General features: G+C 38.2%; 24 protein-coding genes and 5 pseudogenes. 25 read left to right on the top strand and 4 right to left on the bottom strand.

Features of this window, described 5'->3' with window-relative positions:
* Positions 1-2 precede the first annotated feature (2 nt).
* The 3 genes and pseudogenes from nadE (at position 3) to ACFX4L_RS19960 (ending at position 2,545) form a co-directional block, all read left to right on the top strand.
* Positions 3-833, top strand: coding sequence for an ammonia-dependent NAD(+) synthetase (nadE, locus tag ACFX4L_RS19970; RefSeq protein ID WP_284470852.1), 831 nt, complete (start codon positions 3-5; stop codon positions 831-833).
* 145 nt (positions 834-978) lie between these two features.
* Positions 979-1,891 (top strand): annotated as a pseudogene (locus ACFX4L_RS19965) (serine hydrolase domain-containing protein).
* A gap of 360 nt (positions 1,892-2,251) precedes the next feature.
* Entirely contained in the window at positions 2,252-2,545 is a 294-nt protein-coding gene (locus tag ACFX4L_RS19960; protein ID WP_284470850.1) for a hypothetical protein, read from the top strand.
* A 149-nt stretch (positions 2,546-2,694) separates the two neighbouring features.
* On the opposite strand, the gene ACFX4L_RS19955 is transcribed toward ACFX4L_RS19960, so the two are convergent.
* Entirely contained in the window at positions 2,695-3,105 is a 411-nt protein-coding gene (locus ACFX4L_RS19955) for a hypothetical protein (RefSeq protein WP_061463072.1), read from the bottom strand.
* A 410-nt stretch (positions 3,106-3,515) separates the two neighbouring features.
* Here ACFX4L_RS19955 and ACFX4L_RS19950 point away from each other — a divergent pair, with 410 nt between their 5' ends.
* The 11 genes and pseudogenes from ACFX4L_RS19950 (at position 3,516) to ACFX4L_RS19900 (ending at position 11,675) form a co-directional block, all read left to right on the top strand.
* Positions 3,516-3,764 carry a hypothetical protein gene (locus tag ACFX4L_RS19950; RefSeq protein WP_284470849.1) on the top strand — a complete coding sequence of 83 codons (249 nt, stop codon included), beginning with the start codon at positions 3,516-3,518 and terminating at the stop codon, positions 3,762-3,764.
* A 238-nt stretch (positions 3,765-4,002) separates the two neighbouring features.
* On the top strand, positions 4,003-4,431 hold the full coding sequence (locus ACFX4L_RS19945) for a YwqH-like family protein (protein ID WP_125161473.1): 429 nt from the start codon (positions 4,003-4,005) through the stop codon (positions 4,429-4,431).
* Positions 4,431-4,721 carry a YwqI/YxiC family protein gene (locus ACFX4L_RS19940; RefSeq protein WP_377383384.1) on the top strand — a complete coding sequence of 97 codons (291 nt, stop codon included), beginning with the start codon at positions 4,431-4,433 and terminating at the stop codon, positions 4,719-4,721. The genes ACFX4L_RS19945 and ACFX4L_RS19940 overlap by 1 nt, the downstream gene beginning before the upstream one ends.
* Positions 4,718-5,671 (top strand): annotated as a pseudogene (locus ACFX4L_RS19935) (ribonuclease YeeF family protein); the annotation flags it as partial. The gene ACFX4L_RS19940 and the pseudogene ACFX4L_RS19935, both read left to right, overlap by 4 nt.
* Positions 5,672-6,142: 471 nt before the next feature.
* Positions 6,143-6,838: an HNH endonuclease gene (locus tag ACFX4L_RS19930; protein ID WP_377383422.1), complete on the top strand. Its 696-nt coding sequence runs from the start codon at positions 6,143-6,145 to the stop codon at positions 6,836-6,838.
* The gene (locus ACFX4L_RS19925) at positions 6,835-7,302 is read left to right on the top strand and encodes a DUF6985 domain-containing protein (RefSeq protein WP_098936517.1); all 468 of its coding nucleotides are present in this window, start codon (positions 6,835-6,837) and stop codon (positions 7,300-7,302) included. The genes ACFX4L_RS19930 and ACFX4L_RS19925 overlap by 4 nt, the downstream gene beginning before the upstream one ends.
* A gap of 600 nt (positions 7,303-7,902) precedes the next feature.
* Complete coding sequence (locus tag ACFX4L_RS19920) at positions 7,903-8,763, top strand: DNA/RNA non-specific endonuclease (RefSeq protein WP_377405982.1); 861 nt, start codon at positions 7,903-7,905, stop codon at positions 8,761-8,763.
* A gap of 21 nt (positions 8,764-8,784) precedes the next feature.
* Complete coding sequence (locus tag ACFX4L_RS19915; RefSeq protein WP_377383388.1) at positions 8,785-9,240, top strand: DUF600 domain-containing protein; 456 nt, start codon at positions 8,785-8,787, stop codon at positions 9,238-9,240.
* A 387-nt stretch (positions 9,241-9,627) separates the two neighbouring features.
* Positions 9,628-10,404: an RNase A-like domain-containing protein gene (locus tag ACFX4L_RS19910; RefSeq protein WP_377383390.1), complete on the top strand. Its 777-nt coding sequence runs from the start codon at positions 9,628-9,630 to the stop codon at positions 10,402-10,404.
* A gap of 17 nt (positions 10,405-10,421) precedes the next feature.
* On the top strand, positions 10,422-10,721 hold the full coding sequence (locus ACFX4L_RS19905; protein ID WP_377383391.1) for a contact-dependent growth inhibition system immunity protein: 300 nt from the start codon (positions 10,422-10,424) through the stop codon (positions 10,719-10,721).
* A 762-nt stretch (positions 10,722-11,483) separates the two neighbouring features.
* On the top strand, positions 11,484-11,675 hold the full coding sequence (locus tag ACFX4L_RS19900) for an MBL fold metallo-hydrolase (RefSeq protein ID WP_377383393.1): 192 nt from the start codon (positions 11,484-11,486) through the stop codon (positions 11,673-11,675).
* Between the two features lie 358 nt (positions 11,676-12,033).
* On the opposite strand, the gene ACFX4L_RS19895 is transcribed toward ACFX4L_RS19900, so the two are convergent.
* The gene (locus ACFX4L_RS19895) at positions 12,034-12,279 is read right to left on the bottom strand and encodes a ribbon-helix-helix domain-containing protein (RefSeq protein ID WP_061463079.1); all 246 of its coding nucleotides are present in this window, start codon (positions 12,277-12,279) and stop codon (positions 12,034-12,036) included.
* 209 nt (positions 12,280-12,488) lie between these two features.
* Between ACFX4L_RS19895 and ACFX4L_RS19890 the strand changes: the two genes are divergently transcribed.
* From ACFX4L_RS19890 to ACFX4L_RS19880, 3 genes are all read left to right on the top strand, one after another.
* Complete coding sequence (locus ACFX4L_RS19890; RefSeq protein WP_377383396.1) at positions 12,489-12,698, top strand: hypothetical protein; 210 nt, start codon at positions 12,489-12,491, stop codon at positions 12,696-12,698.
* 112 nt (positions 12,699-12,810) lie between these two features.
* Positions 12,811-13,782: a peptidoglycan-binding protein gene (locus tag ACFX4L_RS19885; protein WP_445744649.1), complete on the top strand. Its 972-nt coding sequence runs from the start codon at positions 12,811-12,813 to the stop codon at positions 13,780-13,782.
* 278 nt (positions 13,783-14,060) lie between these two features.
* Positions 14,061-15,659: a phosphodiester glycosidase family protein gene (locus tag ACFX4L_RS19880; protein ID WP_377405980.1), complete on the top strand. Its 1,599-nt coding sequence runs from the start codon at positions 14,061-14,063 to the stop codon at positions 15,657-15,659.
* A gap of 607 nt (positions 15,660-16,266) precedes the next feature.
* Here ACFX4L_RS19880 and ACFX4L_RS19870 read toward each other — a convergent pair.
* Positions 16,267-16,389, bottom strand: a complete 123-nt coding sequence (locus ACFX4L_RS19870; RefSeq protein WP_377383401.1) for a DUF3898 domain-containing protein — start codon at positions 16,387-16,389, stop codon at positions 16,267-16,269.
* 206 nt (positions 16,390-16,595) lie between these two features.
* Between ACFX4L_RS19870 and ACFX4L_RS19865 the strand changes: the two genes are divergently transcribed.
* The 8 genes and pseudogenes from ACFX4L_RS19865 to ACFX4L_RS19830 all read left to right on the top strand — a co-directional run bounded on the left by ACFX4L_RS19865 (position 16,596) and on the right by ACFX4L_RS19830 (position 20,809).
* Positions 16,596-16,850, top strand: a complete 255-nt coding sequence (locus ACFX4L_RS19865; RefSeq protein ID WP_377405978.1) for a hypothetical protein — start codon at positions 16,596-16,598, stop codon at positions 16,848-16,850.
* A 633-nt stretch (positions 16,851-17,483) separates the two neighbouring features.
* Positions 17,484-17,687, top strand: a pseudogene (locus ACFX4L_RS19860) (IS110 family transposase); the annotation flags it as partial.
* 63 nt (positions 17,688-17,750) lie between these two features.
* Complete coding sequence (locus ACFX4L_RS19855; RefSeq protein WP_377383424.1) at positions 17,751-18,323, top strand: recombinase family protein; 573 nt, start codon at positions 17,751-17,753, stop codon at positions 18,321-18,323.
* 294 nt (positions 18,324-18,617) lie between these two features.
* A complete protein-coding gene (locus tag ACFX4L_RS19850; RefSeq protein ID WP_089363852.1) occupies positions 18,618-18,941 on the top strand; it encodes a PadR family transcriptional regulator in 324 nt (107 codons plus the stop codon).
* Position 18,942: 1 nt separating this feature from the next.
* A complete protein-coding gene (locus ACFX4L_RS19845) occupies positions 18,943-19,320 on the top strand; it encodes a DUF1048 domain-containing protein (protein ID WP_057216467.1) in 378 nt (125 codons plus the stop codon).
* A gap of 17 nt (positions 19,321-19,337) precedes the next feature.
* Positions 19,338-19,682 (top strand): DUF1048 domain-containing protein, encoded by a 345-nt coding sequence (locus ACFX4L_RS19840; RefSeq protein WP_061463003.1) that lies wholly within the window; start codon positions 19,338-19,340, stop codon positions 19,680-19,682.
* A 171-nt stretch (positions 19,683-19,853) separates the two neighbouring features.
* Positions 19,854-20,258: pseudogene (locus ACFX4L_RS19835) on the top strand (ATP-binding cassette domain-containing protein); the annotation flags it as partial.
* A gap of 101 nt (positions 20,259-20,359) precedes the next feature.
* Positions 20,360-20,809 (top strand): hypothetical protein, encoded by a 450-nt coding sequence (locus ACFX4L_RS19830; RefSeq protein WP_377405976.1) that lies wholly within the window; start codon positions 20,360-20,362, stop codon positions 20,807-20,809.
* A gap of 553 nt (positions 20,810-21,362) precedes the next feature.
* On the opposite strand, the pseudogene ACFX4L_RS19825 reads toward ACFX4L_RS19830, so the two are convergent.
* Positions 21,363-21,497, bottom strand: a pseudogene (locus ACFX4L_RS19825) (LytTR family transcriptional regulator DNA-binding domain-containing protein); the annotation flags it as partial.
* Between the last annotated feature and the right edge of the window lie 113 nt (positions 21,498-21,610).

Genomic DNA, 21,610 nt, shown 5'->3' with positions numbered 1-21,610 from the left:
CAATGCGTCCATTACAAAGAGAAATCGTAAAAAAATTACTTGTCCAACCAACGATCGATCCTGAAGTCGAATTCAGGAAAAGTGTTGATCTATTAAAAGGGTATTTGAAGAAAAATACGTTTCTGAAAAGTTTTGTACTTGGAATATCTGGAGGTCAAGATTCAACACTGGCGGGGTATATTGCCCAAACCGCTGTCAATGAATTGAATGAAGAAAAAAATGGCAGCGATTATAAGTTTGTTGCTGTTAGCTTGCCATATGGAGTACAGGCTGATGAAGATGACAGGCAGTTGGCTTTAAAATTCATCAAGCCAAGCCAAACTGTTACAGTCAACATCAAGGGAGCGGTGGATGCATCAGTAAAGGCTGTGGAAGAAGCCGTTTCTGAAAAACTATCGCATTTCTTAAGGGGAAATGTCAAAGCGCGTGAGCGGATGAAGGTACAATATGATTTAGCCGGACTTTACAAAGGTGTCGTGCTTGGTACGGACCATGCGGCTGAAGCAATCACAGGTTTCTTTACGAAACATGGTGACGGTGCAGCGGATATCATCCCATTATATCGATTAAATAAAAGGCAAGGAAAAGAAATCCTGAAATTCGTCGGTGCTCCTGAGCGTCTTTATACGAAGGTTCCAACGGCCGATTTAGAAGATGACAAACCATTAATTCCTGATGAAGTGGCTTTAGGCGTTAGTTACGACGAAATCGATGATTACCTTGAAGGAAAGGAAATCAGGACGGAAGCTGCCGAAATCATCGAAGGATGGTATACTAAAACAGAACATAAACGTAATGAAGCCATTAACGTTTATGATACTTGGTGGAAATAAAAGAATGGGTAAAGCCGAGAAGTTCAAGTAAATTTAAACGCCCGCATCACTTTTAAAGGTGCGGGCGTTTTTGGGAAGACCAATGAATATCACTTTGCTAACACATGAGTAATAAAAATATTTTACCAGTAAAGGTGAAAATCAAATATCGGCTCTCAATTTGGATCTATCCAGGCTTATTAAAGAAACTAGCAAGGAAATTAAATTCTCCGGTGTAATCGGTGTGAAAACGGGAGATGATCTAATATATAGTTCATGACATGGCTATTCCAATCGATTGGATGAAATAATGAATACGACTGAAACAAGGTTCGGAATTGCTTCTGGGTGTAAACTGTTTACTGCGATAGCCATTTGCCAGTTAGTACAAAAAGGGACACTTAGGTTTGATTTTAAGCTTAAAGACTGTCTTCCGATCGAGTTTTTAGTTTCCGGATTTCCATCAAAATGTAACCATACATCACCTCTTAACACACACTTCGGGTATTCCTGATTACTTTGATGAAGAAGTGATGGAGGACTTTGAAGAGCTATGGCAGAAAAATCCGATGTACCATATAAAAAGATTAAAAGATTTTCTGCCCATGTTTCAAGATGATGTGATGATGTTCGAACCTGGGGAAAGATTTCATTATAATAATGCTGGCTATATTGTATTGGGATTGATTGTTGAGGAACAAACCGGGCTTGAATTTCCCGAATATATTGACAATAACATCTTTCTGCCTTGTGGTAGAAAAGATTCCGGTTACTTCTCCATGGACAAGCTCCCTAAAAACACAGCGCTAGGGTACATAAACGAAGAAAATGGAACATGGAGAACGAATATTTATTCCCTTCCCATCAAAGGCTGAGAAGATGGAGGGGAATTCTATGGGTATGGTATATGGATAAGTAAAAAAAATGACGGGATTTTTAAATGTCATATAATGGGCTATGATCAGGGTGTAAGTTTCAATTCTGCGGTATACCCGGCAAATCGAATGATAACCGTCATTAATTCAAATGAAAGCATGGGCCCATACGATATTACCTGCGCGATTGAGAAAGAATTATAAACAAATGGAACCTTTCCGATAGTGAAGGGTTCTGTTTATAGTCAATGTGACTTCATTCATGGTAATCTGTTTTTATTTAAGAAAGGGATGAATTCGCATTCAAATGCTTGATCGTTTCCAGAACTTCTGGATTTTCAAGGGAAGAAACTTGACCGGATCTATATTCAATAAAGGGGCTTTAATGACACGGCGCATTACTTTTCCATTTCTTGTCTCGGAAAGCTCTTTAAGTGGGCAGATTTCTTTAGATTTCAAGGCTTTTCTAAACAAAGAATTTGTATATTTAGATATCTTGAAGTAAAGTATATTTAATATACACCATTTTAACCGGTATTTTCCGATGGAGGTTCTTTTTACGTTATGAAGGCAAGATATGAACTCGCAAACATGAACTTAACACTAAGCAACGTGACTTTACGTAATGCAGCGGATAGTTATGTCCTCTTGAAAGCTGCAGATGATCAAAATAATAATGAAATCACGATCAAGCTTTCCCACGGTCAAGCTGAATTTCTAGAAGCGGAATTAAGGGAAGTAAATCGCCGTCGCAGGGAAAATAGTTCTGAATTATCCGGGTATGATAAGGACCGTTTGAATGAAGACGATTCTTTTAATCTGTTTAGCATTGATTTTAACGAAAGTGAACCGAAGTAATTGATAGCATGTGTTCATTACCTCGCCTGAAAAAGGCTTCTCTGTAACTTTCCCTTTCCATTTTAAGATGTTGCCACAGAGAGTGTCCCGTTCCCGCCAATAATAAATCCAATGGCCATAAGGAATAAATTAAGCAAGGTGACCTGTCGTTACCTTTTTTCTGATTGCTTGAAAAAATTCTTCACTAAAAGGAATATGGATGACACTACAGCAAAAACCATGAAAAATACGATGAAGCCCCAAAGGCCAACAGCAGCATCTTGAAATTCCATATTCCCTCTGCTGGTAAGGGCCTGCTGAATTTCAATTGCAAATACTAAAACAACCATGACAGTAAAGGTATAAAGGAAAGAAAGTATCGTAATCCCAAAACGCATCCGGGAAATTAAATTAGATAAAAATAACACGAACAAAAAGATGATGATACCGATGATTCCCATTATCCAAAAATGCAAATCCTTGTCCGTTGCATTTGAATTTAATGTATCGCTCACAAAGAATAGGATGAAATCGTGAAGATTATTGACGATTTCCGCTAATATCTGGATGAATTCTTTCATTTTTCACACCTCCAATTCCTTAGATTATAGCAGGTTATAAATCTATATAGAAGTGGGCAGGTCCTCTGGGGGGCACGACTGACCTTAGATGGCAGTAATATGAAATAATAAACACGTTAAGGGGTGAATATCCACTACTATGTCAGTGTTTATTCTTTCGCATTTATTGGGACACATAAAAAATCATAAGTGAATGAATTGGAAAATCAAGACATGAAACGGCAGCTAAATAAAGGTATAGTTAATATATTGTGAATAGATTAACCATATAATATTCAATACATAGAAAAATTAAGAATAAGAGATTCTAAAGTAGGTGTTCCTGATTTCTAATATTCTAATGCCCCTAGATAAACGATTTGATTTAATCCTTAATATACTTAAATGTTTTCAAGGTTGGAGGGAAAAGAATGAGTGATGTACATAATCATGTGTTAACAATAATCGATTATATGAAAACCGGTCATAATACTTGCTTTGTAAAAGTATCCGGTTTTGATGCTGAATCCGAACAGAATTTTGAAGGTGAAGTTAAATTTGTCGGGGATTTGCCATTTGGAGATTTGATACATCCTCAAAGGTCACATCTATCTTCCACTTGCAGGGAATTTGTCCGGGAAGATTTGGTGTTAAGATACGGTAAAGGGCAGTTTGAATGAAGTGGTTGAAATTCTTATGGACGATCTAAGGATATGACGATCTATTCACTTGTTTAAAATTGGTAAAATCCAGGGTATAAAGAATATGGTATGTATGATATTTATCATGCCAATCTTCTCTGTTAACTGACAAAATAGCATATTTTTCCCTATTTAACTCTCGGACTTTAATCCTTATAATTAAATAAGAAAAATATGACAGATAATGCATAAATATACTATTCTTGAGGTGAGTTTCATGGTATATGCAGATATTTTGAGTAATATACACTCTGCTATCTCCAGTAAAAAAGCTGATTTAAATGCGAAAATTGAACGTTTAGAAAAAGCGAAAAACGATATCATAAAAGAACAGAGTATGTGTCTTAACGAGATTAGGAAAATAAAAGACCCAGAGCTAGGTGGTAGTTGGACCGGGAAGCGCTCGGATCATTTTCAGGAAGCCCGTCATGATGCCTATAATGTCATGTTTAGCATCATTCATGACGATTATGACGATTACCAATGGAAGATTGAGGCGATGATTACAAAGCTAAGTGCCGAGAATACCCTCCTGAATATAGCGGGGAATATAGCCCAAGAAGCCGATAACCTTTTAAGCAAAGGTGAAGAGGCATTTGAGCAACTGGAAAGTAAAATATCAGATTTAAAAAGGCGGTTGATTTAATGACGACAATCAAACTGAATCATCCTGCCGTAACGAAACAAGTTGATCAGGTGAAGACGGCTCTTGGTACAGTCAAGCTTGGAAATCTGCCGGCAGGCGAGCTTGGCAACAATAAATTGGAATTCACCTCGAAATGGATCGATCGCGAAACGAATTTGGAGAAGGTCTTTGAGCAATATATCAAGATCGTCCAGCAAAATGTGGAAGATACCCGTGCTAACATTGACTTATTAAAAGAGCAGGATGAAGCCATCGCCCATACGTCTTCACAGGGGTATCCTGTGAAATGAAAATATATGAAGCCGAGACATTGACGGCCGCAACCAAGTCGCGAGCCAAGCAATATGAAGAACTAAAGAAGGAAGTTGCTGCGCTGAAAAAGGAATTTCAGGGGATCGTCGGCCTTGATCACGAGTTTCAAGGAGCCGGCGCGGCGGCCATCAAAAGCTTCTATGAAGCACAAATCGAAGTGGCGGACGCCTGGATGGAACTATTCACTACCCAAATCAGTTTTTTGGAAGGCATTCCGGCCAGTCTGGAAGAGGCGGACCTCTCCGGAAATACGGTGGTCGAGGTTCCCTTTTTAGATGGGGAAGTTTCGAATGGCATCAACCAAGCGAAGTCGCTTGTCGATGAGCAAGCGAGCGATCTCCAAAGGATCCTCGACAGCATTGGTGATATCCTATCTCTTGATATGTTCGACCAAAAAGACTTTAATGAAAAAATCACGCTGTCAGGACATAGGCTGGATGACACCGTGACAAAGGTCGAGAATGTCGACCGGCAATTGGTCGAGGAATATGATTTGTCCGTCGGACAGGAAAACGTGGCCGTTGGCCTTTTCCGCGCCTTGCTTGATGCCACCAAACAGGACGGCAAGGTTTCGCCTATGACATTCAACCAATCGGCATTTAAGAATAGTGACGTTTATCAAGTGAAGGATGAAGTAGCCGGTCAGATGAAAGACTATCAGACCTTCAAAAAGCAACAAGCCGAAGCTAAGGAAATCGAACGTGAAATGGAAGAACTCGAAAACCGCCCATGGTATGAAAAAGCCTGGGATACGACAAAAACCTTTACAGGGGAATTCACGGGATATTATGATTCTATCAGGGCCTCAACCGGATTCGATCCAGTAACGGGCCGCAAGCTGTCCGAAGCCGAACGAATCGCCGCCGGCGCCATGGCCGCCGCTGGATTCATCCCCGTCGTCGGCTGGGCCGGCCGGGCCATCAAAGGCGGAAGCGCCCTATACAAAACGGCCAAAGGACTCAACGCAGCGAACCACACGCTCGATGCTTATAAAACGACAAAAGGCTTTAGCCTCCTTCAGAAAACCGAATACGGAATATACGGACTCCTCGCAGCCAACGGCCTTGGTGAAGCGGCCACAGGCAAAGACATGTTCGGCAACCAGCTAACCGAGGAACAGCGCCAGAACGGACTATTGATGGCACTCGGAATCGGCGGTGTGGCTGGTGCGGCGAAGGTCGCCGATAAAGTAACAAGTGGTACAAAGTTCATCCCTTACAGCAAGGAATTTGCGCAAAAGCAGGTTCAGAAGGTTCAAGCTACAATAACAGACATAGCGAAATCAGGAAAAACCACGTTAAAAAATATAGGTGAAGAACTAGGCAAAAAAGAAATGCCTAAACGGATAAGTTTGGAACAAGTTTCCCTTGCAGGAGGACCAACCCTTCCCCAAATTGTAATGGAAAAACAGACAATTAAGGAAGCCTATCAGAAATTCACTGTGAAGGATAGCAAAGTAGAGGCTGTTTCAGGGGAGAGTGTTCCTAAGGGGACGAATAATAGGGGTGCTGAAGTTCCACCTGCCTTTAGACAAACTGAATTTGCTAGTTCGTATGAAGCGAGGCTTAATCAGACACCTGCATTAGAGAATTCAAAGGTTGAATTTGAGGGAATAAGGGGTGAATCTAAGGGAATACTTAAGCCGCCACCGGACCGTCAATTAAAACAAATTTTAGATGAAGTTGGGATTGATGGCATCCAATATAAAAATGCTGTTCCTGATTTTTCACCGACAGCAAAAGCACAAGTTGAAATCAACTATATGTTTGGAGGAAAAGGAACTTATGGAGGGAAAGCCAGACGAGCTAATTTTGTTCAATCAGACCAAAAATTAGCTGATCAACTTAATAATTCACCTGAATTAGCAAGCCAATTTGGGATGGAGTCTGGTAAAATTAGTGCAAGAGATATAAAGAAATATCGAGAAAATAATAAATTAACATGGCATGAATTAAATGATGTTAAAACAATGCAACTTGTGCCAACAAAAATAAATAGTGAATTCGGACATCTGGGTGGTGTAGGAGAAATAAATGCAGGAGCTTTTATACCTGGAGGGTTTGCTAATAAACAAAAAGAGGAGATCTTAAAATGACTATAAACGACCCAATTTTTGGTGAACTTGAGTATGAGTATGGTTGGGCTAAGGATACCACTATTCATTTTTTTGGTAAAGAAAAAGAGATATCTTTGATGGTAGATGGTGAAGAAGATGGAAAGTTTGATGAAGAGCAGTATATGGCATATCAAGCATTAATGCAAAAATGGGAGGATTTACAGCTAAGTTTATTGCAATCAATTTTAGACTATTACAAACAAAAGCGACATGAACTAGGTTATGATATTGGATTAAATGAAAATTATCCATTAGTTGAAACAACAAATCAAATACTAGAAATGATAACTTTAGATGGAATTGTTGTTCCTTATGCGGATATTTTTGAGGGGCGAGATATTGGAATTACATTTAATTGTACATGGGATATAGAAAATGGATTAGGGCTTCGTCTATTAAATGAAAAAATAATTGAAGTAGGTTACCAGGACGTTGCAATATAAAATCGGCTGTAAAAAGTAAAGACTCATGATGGTTGTACCATCAAAGAGTATTACGACAATGATAGATAGAAAAAGAAGTATGAGCTTAGGTGATATGACATTTTACTGGGCGATGAATATAAACACATGAATTGTATATTAAACTAACGAACTCGTACAAATTCGTAAGTTTTAACGTAGTATTTGTCACGACATATAAAAGTTGTCATACTGTTACTATGAAACTTACAAATTTAATGTTACTTAAAAACAAATGAACTTAAAGCGCTTGATTGTCAACTAAAGGCAACGAGTGCTTTTTAGCGTTATAGCGTTAAAAATTAAAAGAGCATAATACACTAGAGTTAAATTTTTATTGTCGTGTATATAGACTGTAATGACTGTGACAGTGTATGAGTAGAGAAAAAAAGGAAACTATCTTTAATAATGGTTTTAGGGTAATGTAAAATGGGATATTAATCCAATGATTTATCTGCCATGAAACCAAGTGCGATCTGTACGGCTTAACCGCAGCCGCCTAGGCGAAGCGGCCACAGGCAAAGACATGTTCGGCAACCAGCTAACCGAGGAACAGCGGAACAGCGCCAGAACGGCCTGTTGATGGCACTCGGAATCGGCGGTGTGGCAGGTGCGGCGAAGGTCGCCGATAAAGTAGCAAGTGGTACAAAGTTCATCCCTTACAGCAAGGAATTTGCGCAAAAGCAGGTTCAGAAGGTTCAAGCTACAATAACAGACATAGCGAGATCAGGAAAAACCACGTTAAAAAATATAGGTGACGAACTAGGTAAAAAAGAAATACCTAAACGAATAAGTGTGGAACAAGTTTCCATCGCAGGAGGACCAAACCTTCCCCAAATTGTAATGGAAAAACAGACAATTAAGGAAGCCTATCAGAAATTCACGGTGAAGGATAGCAAAGTAGAGGCTGTTTCAGGGGAGAGTATTTCTAAGGGTACGGGTAAAGGTAGGACTGAAGTAAGTGAAGTTAAAACATTAGTGGACAACAGACTACAGTTTACAAACGGAAGAAAAAATAGGTTAAAGCCTGATATTAGATATAAAACAGGAGAGTATGATTACTTTTATGAAACAGATAATGTAGGTAGGATTGTAAAATTTGAAACAGAAAATTTAAAATTAACAACGAGAACAGATAGATTGTCACACAGCAAAAACACACCTGGTAAAGTAAAAGGTCAAGACCATGCAGGGCATTTGGCAGGTGATAGGTTTGGAGGCTCACCTAAAATTGATAATTTAGTTTCGCAATTATCTGATGTTAATTTGAAGCAATATAAGAAACTTGAAGAACTATGGGCTGCAGCTCTAAAAGAAACACCTCCCAAAAAAGTAACAGTTGATGTAAATATAATTTACTCTGGGAACGATATGCGTCCAGAGAAATTTATAGTCAGATACACTATCGATGGTGAGTTTGGTTCTGCAAATCTTAAAAATTAATCAAAGGAGTGAAAAAGTAGTATGAGAGAATTTGAAGATATATTTAGTGAATTGCAAGCAGATATGATATCCATATGTATGGAATATGTTGAAGATAGAGCTGATAAAGTATATGTTTATGCTTCATGTGAAGAAGGAATTATTTCGAGCAGTTTCTTTTATTTGATTAACAATAAATATGTAAAGTCTCATAAATTGAATGATGCATTGGAAAATGGGGAAGAAAGATACGATATGTCTACAGAACGAGGGTTTATGGTACTTGATATTATCAATGAAAATACTGAAAAAATAAAAGTATTGTGCAAAGAATATGAAAGAGATATGCCCACTGAGATGAAATTAATATATGATGTTAAGAGTGGGAACTTCAAAGCTGAATACAAGTATGATTTAGTATATACTAATGACAATATTAAAACGGCCCATCATATTGCTAATGAGTGGTTTGAGGAGTTAAAAAATAACAACCTTTAAATTGTTTACACTCGAAGATACGCTCTAATTTGAATTCATGACTCATTAAGGTTGTACCTTCAAGGTGTGTCAATGTAATTTTAATATTAGGTAATAAGAACGAAAATAGGGCGGGATAACATTTTAATAGATAGGACCCCTCATAGATGTCATACTGTCAACATTAAAACATGAAACTTAATGATTTATTTAGAAAATGAACCTAAAGCGCTTGATTGTCTACTAAAGGCAACGAGTGCTTTTTAGCGTTAAAAATTAAAAGAGCACTATAATTTTTTTAATACCCCCAAGTGTTAAATTGTTATTATCTGTAACGAGGAAGCAGCCGCCGGCAAAGATATGTTCGGAAACCAGCTTACTGAGGAACAGCGCCAGAATGGGCTGTTGATGGCACTTGTAATCGGCGGTGTGGCTGGTGCGGCGAAGGTCGCCGATAAAGTAACAAGTGGTACAAAGTTCATCCCTTACAGCAAGGAATTTGCGCAAAAGCAGGTTCAGAAGGTTCAAGCTACAATAACAGACATAGCGAGATCAGGAAAAACCACGTTAAAAAATATAGGTGAAGAACTAGGCAAAAAAGAAATGCCTAAACGGATAAGTTTGGAACAAGTTTCCCTTGCAGGAGGACCAACCCTTCCCCAAGTTATGATGGAAAAGCAGACAATTAAGGAAGCCTATCAGAAATTTACGGTGAAGGATAGCAAAGTAGAGGGTGTTTCAGGGGAGAGTATTCCTAATGGTATAGATAATGTTAAACCAGGAGATAAGAGTTCTCTTGCACCTGGTGGTGGTCTGGCTGTACATGAGTCAAGAGGTGGGCATTTGATTGAAAGACATGTTGGGAAAACTGATGAAGAATTATTAGAAAGGATAAGAAATAATCCAAGAATTACTGGTTCTTCTACTTTTATAGATAGGCCTACAGCTGAGAAAGTTGCTTTTACAGTCTTAAAAAATCCCAAAAATATTGAGAAAATACAAAAGTGGCTTTCAGAACCTAATAGTCGACCTACATTACCATTAAGATACAAGGGTGATGGAGAGATAATTGGTAGAAGTGTATCAAGAAACTCCGAAGTTGTAGAGAATGTTACAAATGCAAAAATTGTACTTAAAAAGGATTCAAACGGTAATTTTATTCTAACAGGATATCCAGAAAAATAATGAAGCGAGGAATTTAAATGGACGAAAGGTATGATTACTTAGAAGAGTTAGAAGATTTTTTAGGTGGAACATTCCACCAGGATATTAGTTCGCCTGAACAAGCATTAGCTGAGTTTATAAACGAAGCTAATAAAGAATGTTTGCTTTTTACAATAAAGTATTGTGACGAATTTCTAACTAGTAATAGAACAAAACAAGAAAAGGAAAACTATATTCAAACTAATGCTGAAATTTATTTTCCCGCAATTGGATTAACTCCTATACAGTGGCTTAATAATGTCGTAGAACAAATAAGAGAAGCTGTTAAATCAAAATAGTATTTTTTTTAAAAATCTTGGCTGGAAAATAAAAGGACCTTAATGTATGTTGTTAAGGTCCTTTTATTATAGTGACTGAAGGACTATAGCCTCCTTCAGAAAACCGAATACGGGATATACGGACTCCTTGCAGCCAACGGCCTCGGCGAAGCAGTCACCGGCAAAGATATGTTCGGAAACCAGCTTACTGAGGAAAAGCGCCAGAACAGGCTGATGACGGCACTTTGAATCTGCAGATCAACAGGGGCGCAATGATGACGAAAATCGCAAACATAGTAACAAGTGAACCTAAATTCATCACCTGCCAGTAAGGAATAATGGAAGACAAGAAGAGCTTATTCTTTTGTATGACCTTAACGCAAAAGGTCTTTTCATTGTTGATATGAATATGTATCATCTTAAGCTATATCGGATTCCTAAGATAATAGTCCGTAATGACTTAAAATCATATAGATTTACTTCAGGCAAGGTGGTTTGGAAAAAAGTAACAAGTGGTACAAAGTTAATTCCTTACAGTAAGGAATTAGCTCAAAAGCAGGTCCAGAAAGTCCAAGCTACTAACAGACATAGCGAGATCAGGAAAAACCATATTTAAAAATAAAGGTGAAGAAATAGGTAAAAAAGAGATTCCTAAATGGATAAGTGTGGAACAAGTTTCCCTCGCAGGAGGACCAACAACTTTAAGAGTTGGAAATATGAAAATCGAAACATAATTCCCAGGAGAAGCCCATACTTCCAAAGTATAATTTATTATTTGGAGATATGATTTTCGCGCTGGAACAAAAGAATTCCGAGATCATTGATGAAGCTAACATGGGAGCGTGGCCAAATACGATGAAGAATTTAATGAATGTATATAAGGAAGCGAAAATCGTTATTCCAGGTCATAAAACTTGGGGAGATTTCAGTTTGCTCCCACTTGCATTGGAGATTGTACAGAACCATGGAAAATGAATCCCCTTCTAAACTTTTAGCAACTTGTCCACACCTTCAATAAGTCCATGCATATACAATAGTAAGGAGGGTGTTAGGATGGAAATATATTGTTGTTATGTAGAAAAATGTTTTGAGAATAATGACCCCAGTAAAGTATGGGTGCCCAGAAAGCGTTGTAAATGTATAAAATGCAAGAAAAAGCATCATTAAACTGTAAGGCAGTTGTTATACAGGGGCAGTCCTAGTGGCTGCCCTTTATTAATTGAGTACCAGTTCATGGTAAAGTTGTCAGTGGAGACACACGGTAGTTAAAAAACTGATGAAAGTCATAAGCAGATGAAAAAACACCCAACCGTAAGGGCCGAGTGTTTTAGAGCTAATCTTTCTCTAGGATTTTCCTGCTTTGCTGAATGATTTCATTATTTTTATTTATGGCCTCAACATTGTTAAACTTAACATGGTCATTGATCAATTCATTGTCTTCCATATATTCTAGTAACAATTCGACTGATTTATCCAGCAATCTTTCCAGTGGGATATCCCTTTCTTCTGCTAAACGAGTGAGCCGCATGTTTAAATTAGAAGCGAGTGAAGAAACGAATGGATCTCTACCTTCGTTCATTTGCATTCCCCTTTCAGCTTTAATAGCTCCATTTTATGATGGAGAGGATTGGAAGGCGAAAATATGGACACTACGAATAAAATAATTGAAAGCTGGTAATATTGATTGGCGAAGTATGTTGATAACTGGGTGATTTTTGTGTCCGTTTCCTTCTTATCCTGTCTTTAATGTATAATAATACTATATTTTACATAAAGGAGGAATTGTTTATGAGCCAAGCCGGCAGTTTAATCGGGCTATTTGCAATCATACCGATTTTATCTTATCTGGGACTTCTTTTTTTAAGCATTTACTTTGTAATTAAGGTGATAAAATTCATCAATGCCAAGACAAAAGCAGATCAGGAAAGAAATGAAAAGCTTGATGAATTGATTAGAGTTATAGGTAACGGTAAAGAAGATCAAAATAGGCCTTCATAATAGAAAAGAAGCGCAATCCATTGGGGTGCGCTTCTTGTATTTCACTGGATTTTTTGGAACGTCAAGGTAGGTGTACAAGCATTTCCTAATAAGCACCATAACATATTAGGAGGTGATTAAATTGACTGTTAAATTAGAAACTTTATTTGATCGTTCGGAAAAGAATATGGGAAGCGGAATTCATCCAGTCGTTAAAGAGTCAGCATTGGAAATGGTCAAACAGGCATACCAAGAAGGTATTTTTGTGCAAATCAGCGCAGGTTATCGGTCTATGGAAGAGCAAGCAAAGCTATATGGTCAAGGTCGCCTAGGTTATATCTATGATGGAAAAAACTATAGTGATTTATCGAAACCGAGAGTGACGAATGCGATACCAGGTCAATCTTACCATAACTATGGACTAGCCATTGATTATTTCATAGTTAGCGATGATGGAAAGAATGCCATTTGGACAATTGATGCAAAATGGAAACGGGTAGCGGCCATTGGTAAATCCTTGGGCTTTGCTTGGGGCGGGGATTGGTCAAGCTTTAAAGATTATCCGCACTTGGATATGACGGGTGGCCTAACTTATTCTCAGTTAAAAGCGGGAACAAGGCCTAAACTGATATCAAAAGTGAATGGAACCCCTCCACCAGCAACACAAGTCGAATCGGATGTCATTGTAAAAAATACGCCTACAAAGGATACTGGCACTCAGACTATCAAGTCCATTCAAAGGACATTAAATAACCGGTATAATGCAAAAATAGATGTGGATGGTTATTATGGACCTAATACTAAAAAAGCACTGATAAAGGGTTTTCAAACCGAATTGAATAAACAATATGGTGCAAAGATTAATGTGGATGGAATATGTGGACCCCAAACAAAAGCGGCTTCACCTAATGTTAGGAAAGGGGCGAAAGGGAATATCACCTATATCCTTCAAGCTGCACTTTATTTAGAAGGACATAATCCACATGGTATAGATGGTATCTTTGGAAACGGAACGGAGATAGCGGTGAAGGCATTTCAAAGGGCCAAGGGAATATCAGCTGACGGTATTGCCGGTGAAAATACCTTTGCGAAATTATTTGGATGATTAGCTTAGTAAAAAGCCTTAAAATATGAGGGCTTTTTTTGTTTGAATGAAAAATGATTTTTATAGTAGCAGTTTTTTAAAAAGTAGATATCCCAATCGTTTAAGAATCGAAGTATAAGAAAATTAGTCCTTTTACAAATGTGAATTGTAATATTTATCGAGTATATATGCTCATTTTCATTCACTTAAAATTGATTGAAATATAATAGTCCATTTAATTTTCCATCATATTTAGACAATAAAGTTAAAGGAGGAAATAACTTTATTGGAGGAAAAAAATGATGGAAATGTGGAAAAAGCCTTTTTTACCTATCGCCTCTATTAGTCTAACTGCTGTGATGATTGTAAATGCCATTCCAGAAACTCCAGTTCAATCACAAGTGCATATGAAAAATCATGTGCTTCCGCTTGGAATGCCTAATTTGCAAGAGAAAAGAACTTCTATGAATCCAGCACCAGGAGTGATGTATACCAAAATCATTCGTGGTGAAACATCTTCTAAAGACTTTTACACAGTGGATGTGACATTTGTAGAAACACAGAAACAGGCAAAGAAATTGTTGGGAAATTTAAAGAGAGATGGTTTCAGAAATGCTCGTATCATTCGGGAACCGGATCGGGCCATGGATGATCTGGAAAAAGGACCACTTGGATACATTGTTCGCATCGGCCAATATCAGCTGGAAGCGGATGCAACGGAAATGAGAAAACAGTTATCGGCTAAGGGATATACGGGTCTAAGGAATGTGTATACGGGAGAGGACGGAGAGAAAACAACAGGACCATGGGTAGTAAACGTCCTAGAAGTGGATCAGGAACGATTTCAAGGGCATGTGGTGCCAGAATTAGCAAATGATGCAGTGATAGGAAAAGAAACATTGACCCAAATGGCTGACAGAAATGTTGCCATTGCAGGAGTTAATGCCGGATACTTTGTTGTAGGAGAGAATGATGGTACATCAGGCGATCTTGCCGGTATATTCGCCAGCAATGGTCAACTTGTCAGTGAAGCGATTAATGGCCGTTCAGCTCTGATTTTATCTTCTGATGATGATGATGATGATGATAAGGCAAAAATTGCATCTGTTTCCACGTCAATTCAGGCTACTTCATCTGATGGAGCGGTTAGGGAAGTGGATGGATTAAATCGGAAGCCAGGATTAATCCGCAATTGTGGCGGTGTTGGAGGAGATATGACAACAGAACGGCCGAAACATGATTTTACTTGTAAGGATGAAAGTGAATTTATCCAATATACTTCCATATTTGGAGAAAAGACAGAATCGGGCGACGGTGCGGAAGTGGTAGTAAATCATGCCGGAGAAGTGGTGGAAATTCATAACCAGCGTGGGGGAGACATTCCAAGCAGTGGTTCTATTCTTACAGGAACGGGGGAAGCAGCAGAGTGGCTTCATGACCATGCTCAACAAGGGATGAAGATTCAGGTGAAGAGTGAAATCATCGGGGATGGAAAGCTATTAAAATTAGACCAAACCACAAGCATGATTAACGGAGGTCCTCGATTGTTGGAAAATGGAGAAGTTTCCATTAACACCGTAGAGGAAGGCTTTCACTGGGAAGAAGATCCTGGGTTTTATTATCGTTTTGGGGAACGTCGTAACCCTAGAACACTTGCTGGAATCAAGGAAAATGGCAATCTATTATTTGTCACGATCGATGGACGCGCACCCGGATGGAGTGTAGGGGCTAATTTTGAAGAAAGTGCGAAAGTCATGAAGTCATTAGGTGCCGTCGATGCTATCAATCTTGATGGCGGCGGATCGACTACCATGACAGTTGGGGATGATCGAGTCACAAGACCATCTGATGCAGCAGGTGAACGCCCGATTGCCGACGGAATATTGTTAGTAGAATAAAAGATGGACGTAAAGGAGATAGATCAATTTAAAGTGTTCAAAAATCGTTTTCAGTTTCACTATTATTGGTCTAATTAGTAGGAATATTCACGTTTAGTAGTATTAATATTTCTTAGGCAGAAGGTGAAATTATTAGTTACCATGAAGAAGAAAATGAGACTCCTTATAGTGAAAACGATACAATCAAGATGCTGGTGTGATTTTTAGTGTTTCAAAAGTGAATTAAGGGATGCAGCTTACGGATAATTCCATAGAAATCGACTATGACGTACAGGATGTGTATTTTAACTTAATGTTTAGTCATAAACGAAAAGACAGGTAGCAAAGATAAGCTCTCTGTCTTTTTGATTTAATATTTTAAGTGTATTTAGATTTAAGGAAACCCGTATTAACATGTTTTAGAGCATAATTTTGATCACACAATCGATCACGAACGTTTAAATGGCACAGTTCTTATGATTACAACAATAATCACAAGTCCCTCAAAAAATCCTAATTAACCAACCCCTTCCTACTGATCCGCTCCACAATTTCCATAAAATTATCCGGCCTGTAAAATTCAATCGGCGAAACACCTTTATCGACGGAATCGTATCGGCTTCAATCATTAATAATCCTTCTCGTTAATCTTGCCTAAATGGATACTATCGCCGAAATCGACTAGAAGTCCTTTGACAGATGTACTGCCAAGTTTCATTTGCGGCTCGGCTTCAGATGTATTGCTCGACAATCTGGGCAGTGCCTTCGACGACTTGGTGGATTTCAAAGTGTTCCTGGATTTCCCTTTTGTCGCTCGTTTCCTTTTGAATAAGTTGCTAGAATTTTTCTTGAATAATCAGATAATAAAGTGCCTTTTTTTGTTTTTCATGACAAAAGAATGAACCAAGCTGTCTGAATTTGCATTAAATATATTAACAATGAAAAGAGGTGAATTATATGTCTTGTTCTGGTTCTAGATCTGTTGATGTAGTTACGATTCTTTGGGAAAGAGCTACGTTAATACCTTTAGCTCAGCGTACAATTGTACAAGCTACAGTGATTGGAAGTGCTGTTCCTTGTGCTAACAATTTAGATCCTGGTGATTCCTACAGAGCTGCTGTACGTTGTTTACTTGGAAATAGATTTGTACAAGTATTGAACCTTGACTTCGGGCGAACTGGAGTTGCCGTGTTCATCCGTCGTTCAATCTAGGATATTAATTGGGGGACAATGTATTTTTGAACTAAAATACTTTGTCTTTTTTATAAATACACAAAAACCACCAGTCATTAAGATTGGTGGTTTTATCAATTTTACTAATACAGGAATGTTAAGAAGGAAGCGGAACATTATCTTAGTGAATTTCTAGCTGGTGATCCGATTAGATTACCTTTTGTCATTTTATTCAAGACTTGTCGATTCAAATGAAATTGAATGTAGCGTAGTACATATCAAAACTTCTATTAGTTTTAATAAGGTTTGTTGACCTTTTTTAATAGAATCTATTATATCAGTAGCCAGGATAGGACGTACGGGTGCGCGCTTGATCTCGTGAACTAAACTGTCCACCCACTACTTTAGAAACATGTTTGAGGCTAGTTGGGACGTAGATCTCGTATAACAAGCGAAGCTATGACACTGCATGGAGGACTAGGGGTACTGGTTAGTAAGTAAAGGAGGGAAAAAAACAATGAATCCAGTTGCTGGTCTGGATGTGGCAAAAAGGAGAGAGTCAAGTTCAGGTTTTAGATCATTCTAAACCGTATGGGAAGAGCTTTTCAATGAAGTACATCAAAGAGGAATTAGATCATTTTTTAGACTTTTTAAAAGAAAGTGACAGGGCAGATGCCTATGGTCATTTTAGAATCTACAGGGCATTACCATGCTATTCTATATATCTTACTAAATCCGATTATTTTATATCAGGCAAAGAAGTCCAGTTTACGGAAGGTAAAAACAGACGCTATCGATGCGTACCAGTTGTGTGTGCTGTATTACAAAGGTGAACCTCATAAAATTAGAGGAATTCAGCTATTAGACCTTCGGAATTTGTCCAGACAACAGGAAATCATAACGAATATGTATGTGGAAGCTAAACTTCAGTTTCACATAATGGCTATTATTGGATATGGACGTGTTTCAACTAAAGATCAGGACTTGGCTTTACAGGAAGAGAAGTTAAAAGAGTATGGTTGCGAGAAGATATTCATGGAAAAACAAAGTGGTGCTAAATCTGACAGGAAAGAACTTGCTAAGGCGTTGGACTATTTAAGGGAAGGTGACAAGCTGGTTGTTTACAAGTTGGATAGATTAGCACGATCCACTTTTGACCTACAAAAGATTGCTAAGGAACTAGAAGAAGGGGGAATAGCTTTAGTATTCATCAAAGAACAGATTGATTTTAGTACACCATCAGGAAAGCTAATGTTTACTATGCTGGGGGCTATTGCTGAGTTTGAACGTGATCTAATTAAAGATAGAACGGCAGAAGGAAGGGAACGTGCCAAGGCACAGGGGAAACATATGGGTAGGAAAGGGAAGGACGAAAAGGACGTTAAGAAGGCTTTAAAGCTGTATGATGAAAGAGAATCTAACGGTTTAAGCGTTAATGATATAGCCAAAATGACAGGTGTCCCACGTTCCACTATTTATGCTAAAGTGAAAGAGACGACTAGCAATAGCTAATCGTCTTTTTTCTTGTAGCATTGTTGTAGTTTTAAAATAAAGTCGTACCTTATAAAAAAAAGATGTACCGATTTAAATAAAGTTAAATCGTTTATAAAAATGATAAACCGAAATCCATACTTTATTTTGGTTTTCTTTTTCTTATTCCGCATTTACAGCAAATCCTTTTGTGTCTTTTTAAATTTATAATTTTTTTAATGCACACTTGACACCTTCGCTACATAGTATTACATTATACCAGTACTCATTAATACTGAATACCTGTATAACTTATTAGCTTAGGAGGTGTATGCTGTGGAAAATTTAACAGAAATGCTCAAAGGTGTGTTGGAAGGTTGTGTGCTGGAAATTATCAGCCGGGGAGATACTTACGGCTACGAGATTACCCGTCGTCTCAATGAAATGGGCTTTACAGAGGTTGTTGAGGGTACGGTCTACACCATTTTGGTGCGACTGGAAAAGAAAGAATTAGTGAATTTCGAGAAAAAGCGTTCTGAAATGGGTCCTCCTCGCAAATTTTATTCATTAAATAATGCAGGACACGAGGAACTCGAACAATTTTGGGGAAAATGGAATTTTGTTTCATCAAAAATTAATACCCTAAAGGGGGAGAAATAATATGAAGAAATTTATAGAGCTAATCATTGGCGATTTAGAAAGCAAGAAGGAATACAAAGCATTTATGAAAAAAGTAAATTCCCTACCGAAAGATTACGCATTTGTGTTCAAAAAGATTCAAAAGTACATGTGGAATTTCGGATATGGATTTGGTGAAGAAATCATCAATTTGTATGAACTGTTTGAAGCTAGTGCAGCAGAAGGCAAGCATGTGCTAGATGTTACCGGTGAAGACGTGGCGGCATTTGCCGATGAATTGATGGCTCTCTCAAAACTAGACGGAGAATCGGCGAGTATATTAGGAGGGCAAGTAGATTTGAAAAAAGAAATTGAGAGTAGAGTTGAAGAGCAAGTAAAAATATGGACGAATAAAAAATAAGTAGGAGGTTAAATATCATGGTAAATTTCATCAAAAAGATACTTGACGACAAAAAAGAATACAAAGAAATGATGGCGCGTGTGGAAGCTTTGCCAGGCAACTACCCAGAAGCCTATAAAAAAATCTGCAACTATATGTGGGGTTTTGCCTCTGGAAGCGGCATGGATATGCTGAGAATCCAGTATGATCTCATTGATTTGTTTGAAGATGGTGCGGCAGATGGCAAAGACGTATTGGAAGTGACAGGTGAAGACGTGACAGCATTCGCCAATGGACTTATCGACCAAGCGAAAAGATGGGATGATAAGTTACGCAATAATTTGAACAAAAGCATTCTGAATCGAGTGGGTAAGAAAAAATAAGCGTTGAACAACCCAACTGAATAGCTTTTTTGAAAACAAGCTGTTCAGTTATATTTTTTAACAAGTAAGTTGTATAACTGATTATCTGTCAGTCTATATAGACAAACCCAGTTGCAGGCGCTACTGTGCTGTGAGCACGCGCCTTCAGCTTTATATATAGGAGGGATTAGAATGAATAATAAATCCATTCAAGTGACTGGGTTGCAGAAATCCTACAAGCAGCTTCAAGTTCTAAAAGGCGTAGATTTCGAGGTGGAAGAGGGCAGTATTTTCGCACTGCTCGGCTGCAACGGGGCGGGCAAGTCCGCGGTTGTAAAAATCCTGGCCACGCTGCTCAAACAAGACAGCGGAACCACCACCGTAAACGGATTCGATGTCGCGTTAAAGCCAGAAAACGTACGGCAGGCGATCAGTCTGACCAGACAATTTGCCGCCGCGGACGAAATATCGACCGGACGGGAAAATCTAATCTTGATTGCCAAATTACGATACCTCGACAATCCGCGTCTGGTAGCGGAAGATTTGCTTAGACGCTTGGGCCTGACAGACGCTGCAGACCGCAGGGTGGCTACTTATCCGTTCATCTGCCTTTTGAGAGGAGCTTAGTATTAGATGAGCTATTTGTTCAGACTAGTGATGAAGAGAAAACGATGTTCGCTTTGGAGGAATTAAAAAAGATGTATCCCGAGCTTACCATAAGTAGTTTTAAAACAAGTTTAGAAGAGGCCGATAGGATCTTTCCAGCGTTTGGGACTGTTTGCTGGGGTGCTTCTCATTTTAATAGTTGCAACTTGTCTTGGAGTATTTCAATCATTAATGCATTACATTTATTCAAAAAGACATGCTTACGCAATACAGGCCTAATTGGATTGACACCGAATCAGTTAGTCAAGCTTATCGTTGCACAAATTCTTCTCTTTATAACATATAGCATCGTAGCAGGTAGTATTGTTGGTTGCACATTAACGTATCCCTTAGCGATGATTGATTATTCTAAGGGAGCATTATATTTTGACGTGCAAACCATTACAATGGTAAGTGTTGGCTTTATTGTTCTTTCAATCCTCCTATTTGCTGGACAAGGCTGGCTGCTAACTCGTCAAAAAATAATTGATGAAATCCATTAAGTATCGCTGTGTTTACTTCATTAAAAGGGTTGCTGCGGCAGCCTTTTTCTAATGGAACTATCGGGGCAGCATTCCTGTAATCAGTGAAATTGAAGTTTGAACAAAAAATAACTTGGTTGATGTCAAACGGGGACTAAAAACAAGTTAATTATTTGGTCTTCTTCAACTCCCAAGAAAACTAAATATGCCCTTTGGAGGATACCTTTTAATTCCCATCCGTAAGGGCGAAAACTCCATTCCCCCTTCTAAGGCCTACAGGGTACTCTGGGTTTAAACATGACAGCAATCATACCTTTAAGAGTTTAACTGGTTACATGGCCAGTTAAACTTCCAAAGATACCTCATCCTACAGCATTCGCTATTACAGCAGTTCTTGACAGTTCTGGTTTTTTAAGTACAAATATTTCTTATGGTATGGAAGTTGGAATTAAAGATACGTAAAGTACCAAAGAAATGTCTTCCTTTCCTTGGTACTTTTTAAAAAAACTAAAAATGTCGTTCGATGAGATTCTTTAAAGCCGTAAATTTGTGACGGCTTAGGGTAATCTTGTGATTACAGTGATGTATTTTTTACATTATATGACTTCATATAATTGTCCGATTCTATGTATTCAATTTTGTCAATCGACACCAAATAGGATTGATGCGTTCGATAAAAATTACACTGATTAAGAATGTCTTGTAACTTATTTAAGCTGGATTGTCAACACTAAATCAAACAATATTTTTAAGGGACAACTTTTTAAATTCTAGAGGGCTTACGTAGCCTAAAGTTCCATGAATTCGCAACTTATTAAACCA

This window comes from Peribacillus sp. YIM B13482 (assembly GCF_042787975.1).
GTDB lineage: Bacteria > Bacillota > Bacilli > Bacillales > DSM-1321 > Peribacillus > Peribacillus simplex_A.
The sequence above is the reverse complement of the archived record's forward strand: the minus strand, read 5'-3'. Positions and strand labels throughout refer to the sequence as shown.

What these genes read in the sequence shown, in the direction of transcription:
- nadE (WP_284470852.1), top strand. Translation starts at nt 3, where the DNA reads ATGCGTCCATTACAAAGAGAAATCGTAAAAAAATTACTTGTCCAACCA.
- ACFX4L_RS19960 (WP_284470850.1), top strand. Translation starts at nt 2,252, where the DNA reads ATGAAGGCAAGATATGAACTCGCAAACATGAACTTAACACTAAGCAAC.
- ACFX4L_RS19955 (WP_061463072.1), bottom strand. Translation starts at nt 3,105, where the DNA reads ATGAAAGAATTCATCCAGATATTAGCGGAAATCGTCAATAATCTTCAC.
- ACFX4L_RS19950 (WP_284470849.1), top strand. Translation starts at nt 3,516, where the DNA reads ATGAGTGATGTACATAATCATGTGTTAACAATAATCGATTATATGAAA.
- ACFX4L_RS19945 (WP_125161473.1), top strand. Translation starts at nt 4,003, where the DNA reads ATGGTATATGCAGATATTTTGAGTAATATACACTCTGCTATCTCCAGT.
- ACFX4L_RS19940 (WP_377383384.1), top strand. Translation starts at nt 4,431, where the DNA reads ATGACGACAATCAAACTGAATCATCCTGCCGTAACGAAACAAGTTGAT.
- ACFX4L_RS19930 (WP_377383422.1), top strand. Translation starts at nt 6,143, where the DNA reads ATGGAAAAACAGACAATTAAGGAAGCCTATCAGAAATTCACTGTGAAG.
- ACFX4L_RS19925 (WP_098936517.1), top strand. Translation starts at nt 6,835, where the DNA reads ATGACTATAAACGACCCAATTTTTGGTGAACTTGAGTATGAGTATGGT.
- ACFX4L_RS19920 (WP_377405982.1), top strand. Translation starts at nt 7,903, where the DNA reads ATGGCACTCGGAATCGGCGGTGTGGCAGGTGCGGCGAAGGTCGCCGAT.
- ACFX4L_RS19915 (WP_377383388.1), top strand. Translation starts at nt 8,785, where the DNA reads ATGAGAGAATTTGAAGATATATTTAGTGAATTGCAAGCAGATATGATA.
- ACFX4L_RS19910 (WP_377383390.1), top strand. Translation starts at nt 9,628, where the DNA reads ATGGCACTTGTAATCGGCGGTGTGGCTGGTGCGGCGAAGGTCGCCGAT.
- ACFX4L_RS19905 (WP_377383391.1), top strand. Translation starts at nt 10,422, where the DNA reads ATGGACGAAAGGTATGATTACTTAGAAGAGTTAGAAGATTTTTTAGGT.
- ACFX4L_RS19900 (WP_377383393.1), top strand. Translation starts at nt 11,484, where the DNA reads ATGATTTTCGCGCTGGAACAAAAGAATTCCGAGATCATTGATGAAGCT.
- ACFX4L_RS19895 (WP_061463079.1), bottom strand. Translation starts at nt 12,279, where the DNA reads ATGAACGAAGGTAGAGATCCATTCGTTTCTTCACTCGCTTCTAATTTA.
- ACFX4L_RS19890 (WP_377383396.1), top strand. Translation starts at nt 12,489, where the DNA reads ATGAGCCAAGCCGGCAGTTTAATCGGGCTATTTGCAATCATACCGATT.
- ACFX4L_RS19880 (WP_377405980.1), top strand. Translation starts at nt 14,061, where the DNA reads ATGATGGAAATGTGGAAAAAGCCTTTTTTACCTATCGCCTCTATTAGT.
- ACFX4L_RS19865 (WP_377405978.1), top strand. Translation starts at nt 16,596, where the DNA reads ATGTCTTGTTCTGGTTCTAGATCTGTTGATGTAGTTACGATTCTTTGG.
- ACFX4L_RS19855 (WP_377383424.1), top strand. Translation starts at nt 17,751, where the DNA reads ATGGCTATTATTGGATATGGACGTGTTTCAACTAAAGATCAGGACTTG.
- ACFX4L_RS19845 (WP_057216467.1), top strand. Translation starts at nt 18,943, where the DNA reads ATGAAGAAATTTATAGAGCTAATCATTGGCGATTTAGAAAGCAAGAAG.
- ACFX4L_RS19840 (WP_061463003.1), top strand. Translation starts at nt 19,338, where the DNA reads ATGGTAAATTTCATCAAAAAGATACTTGACGACAAAAAAGAATACAAA.
- ACFX4L_RS19830 (WP_377405976.1), top strand. Translation starts at nt 20,360, where the DNA reads ATGTATCCCGAGCTTACCATAAGTAGTTTTAAAACAAGTTTAGAAGAG.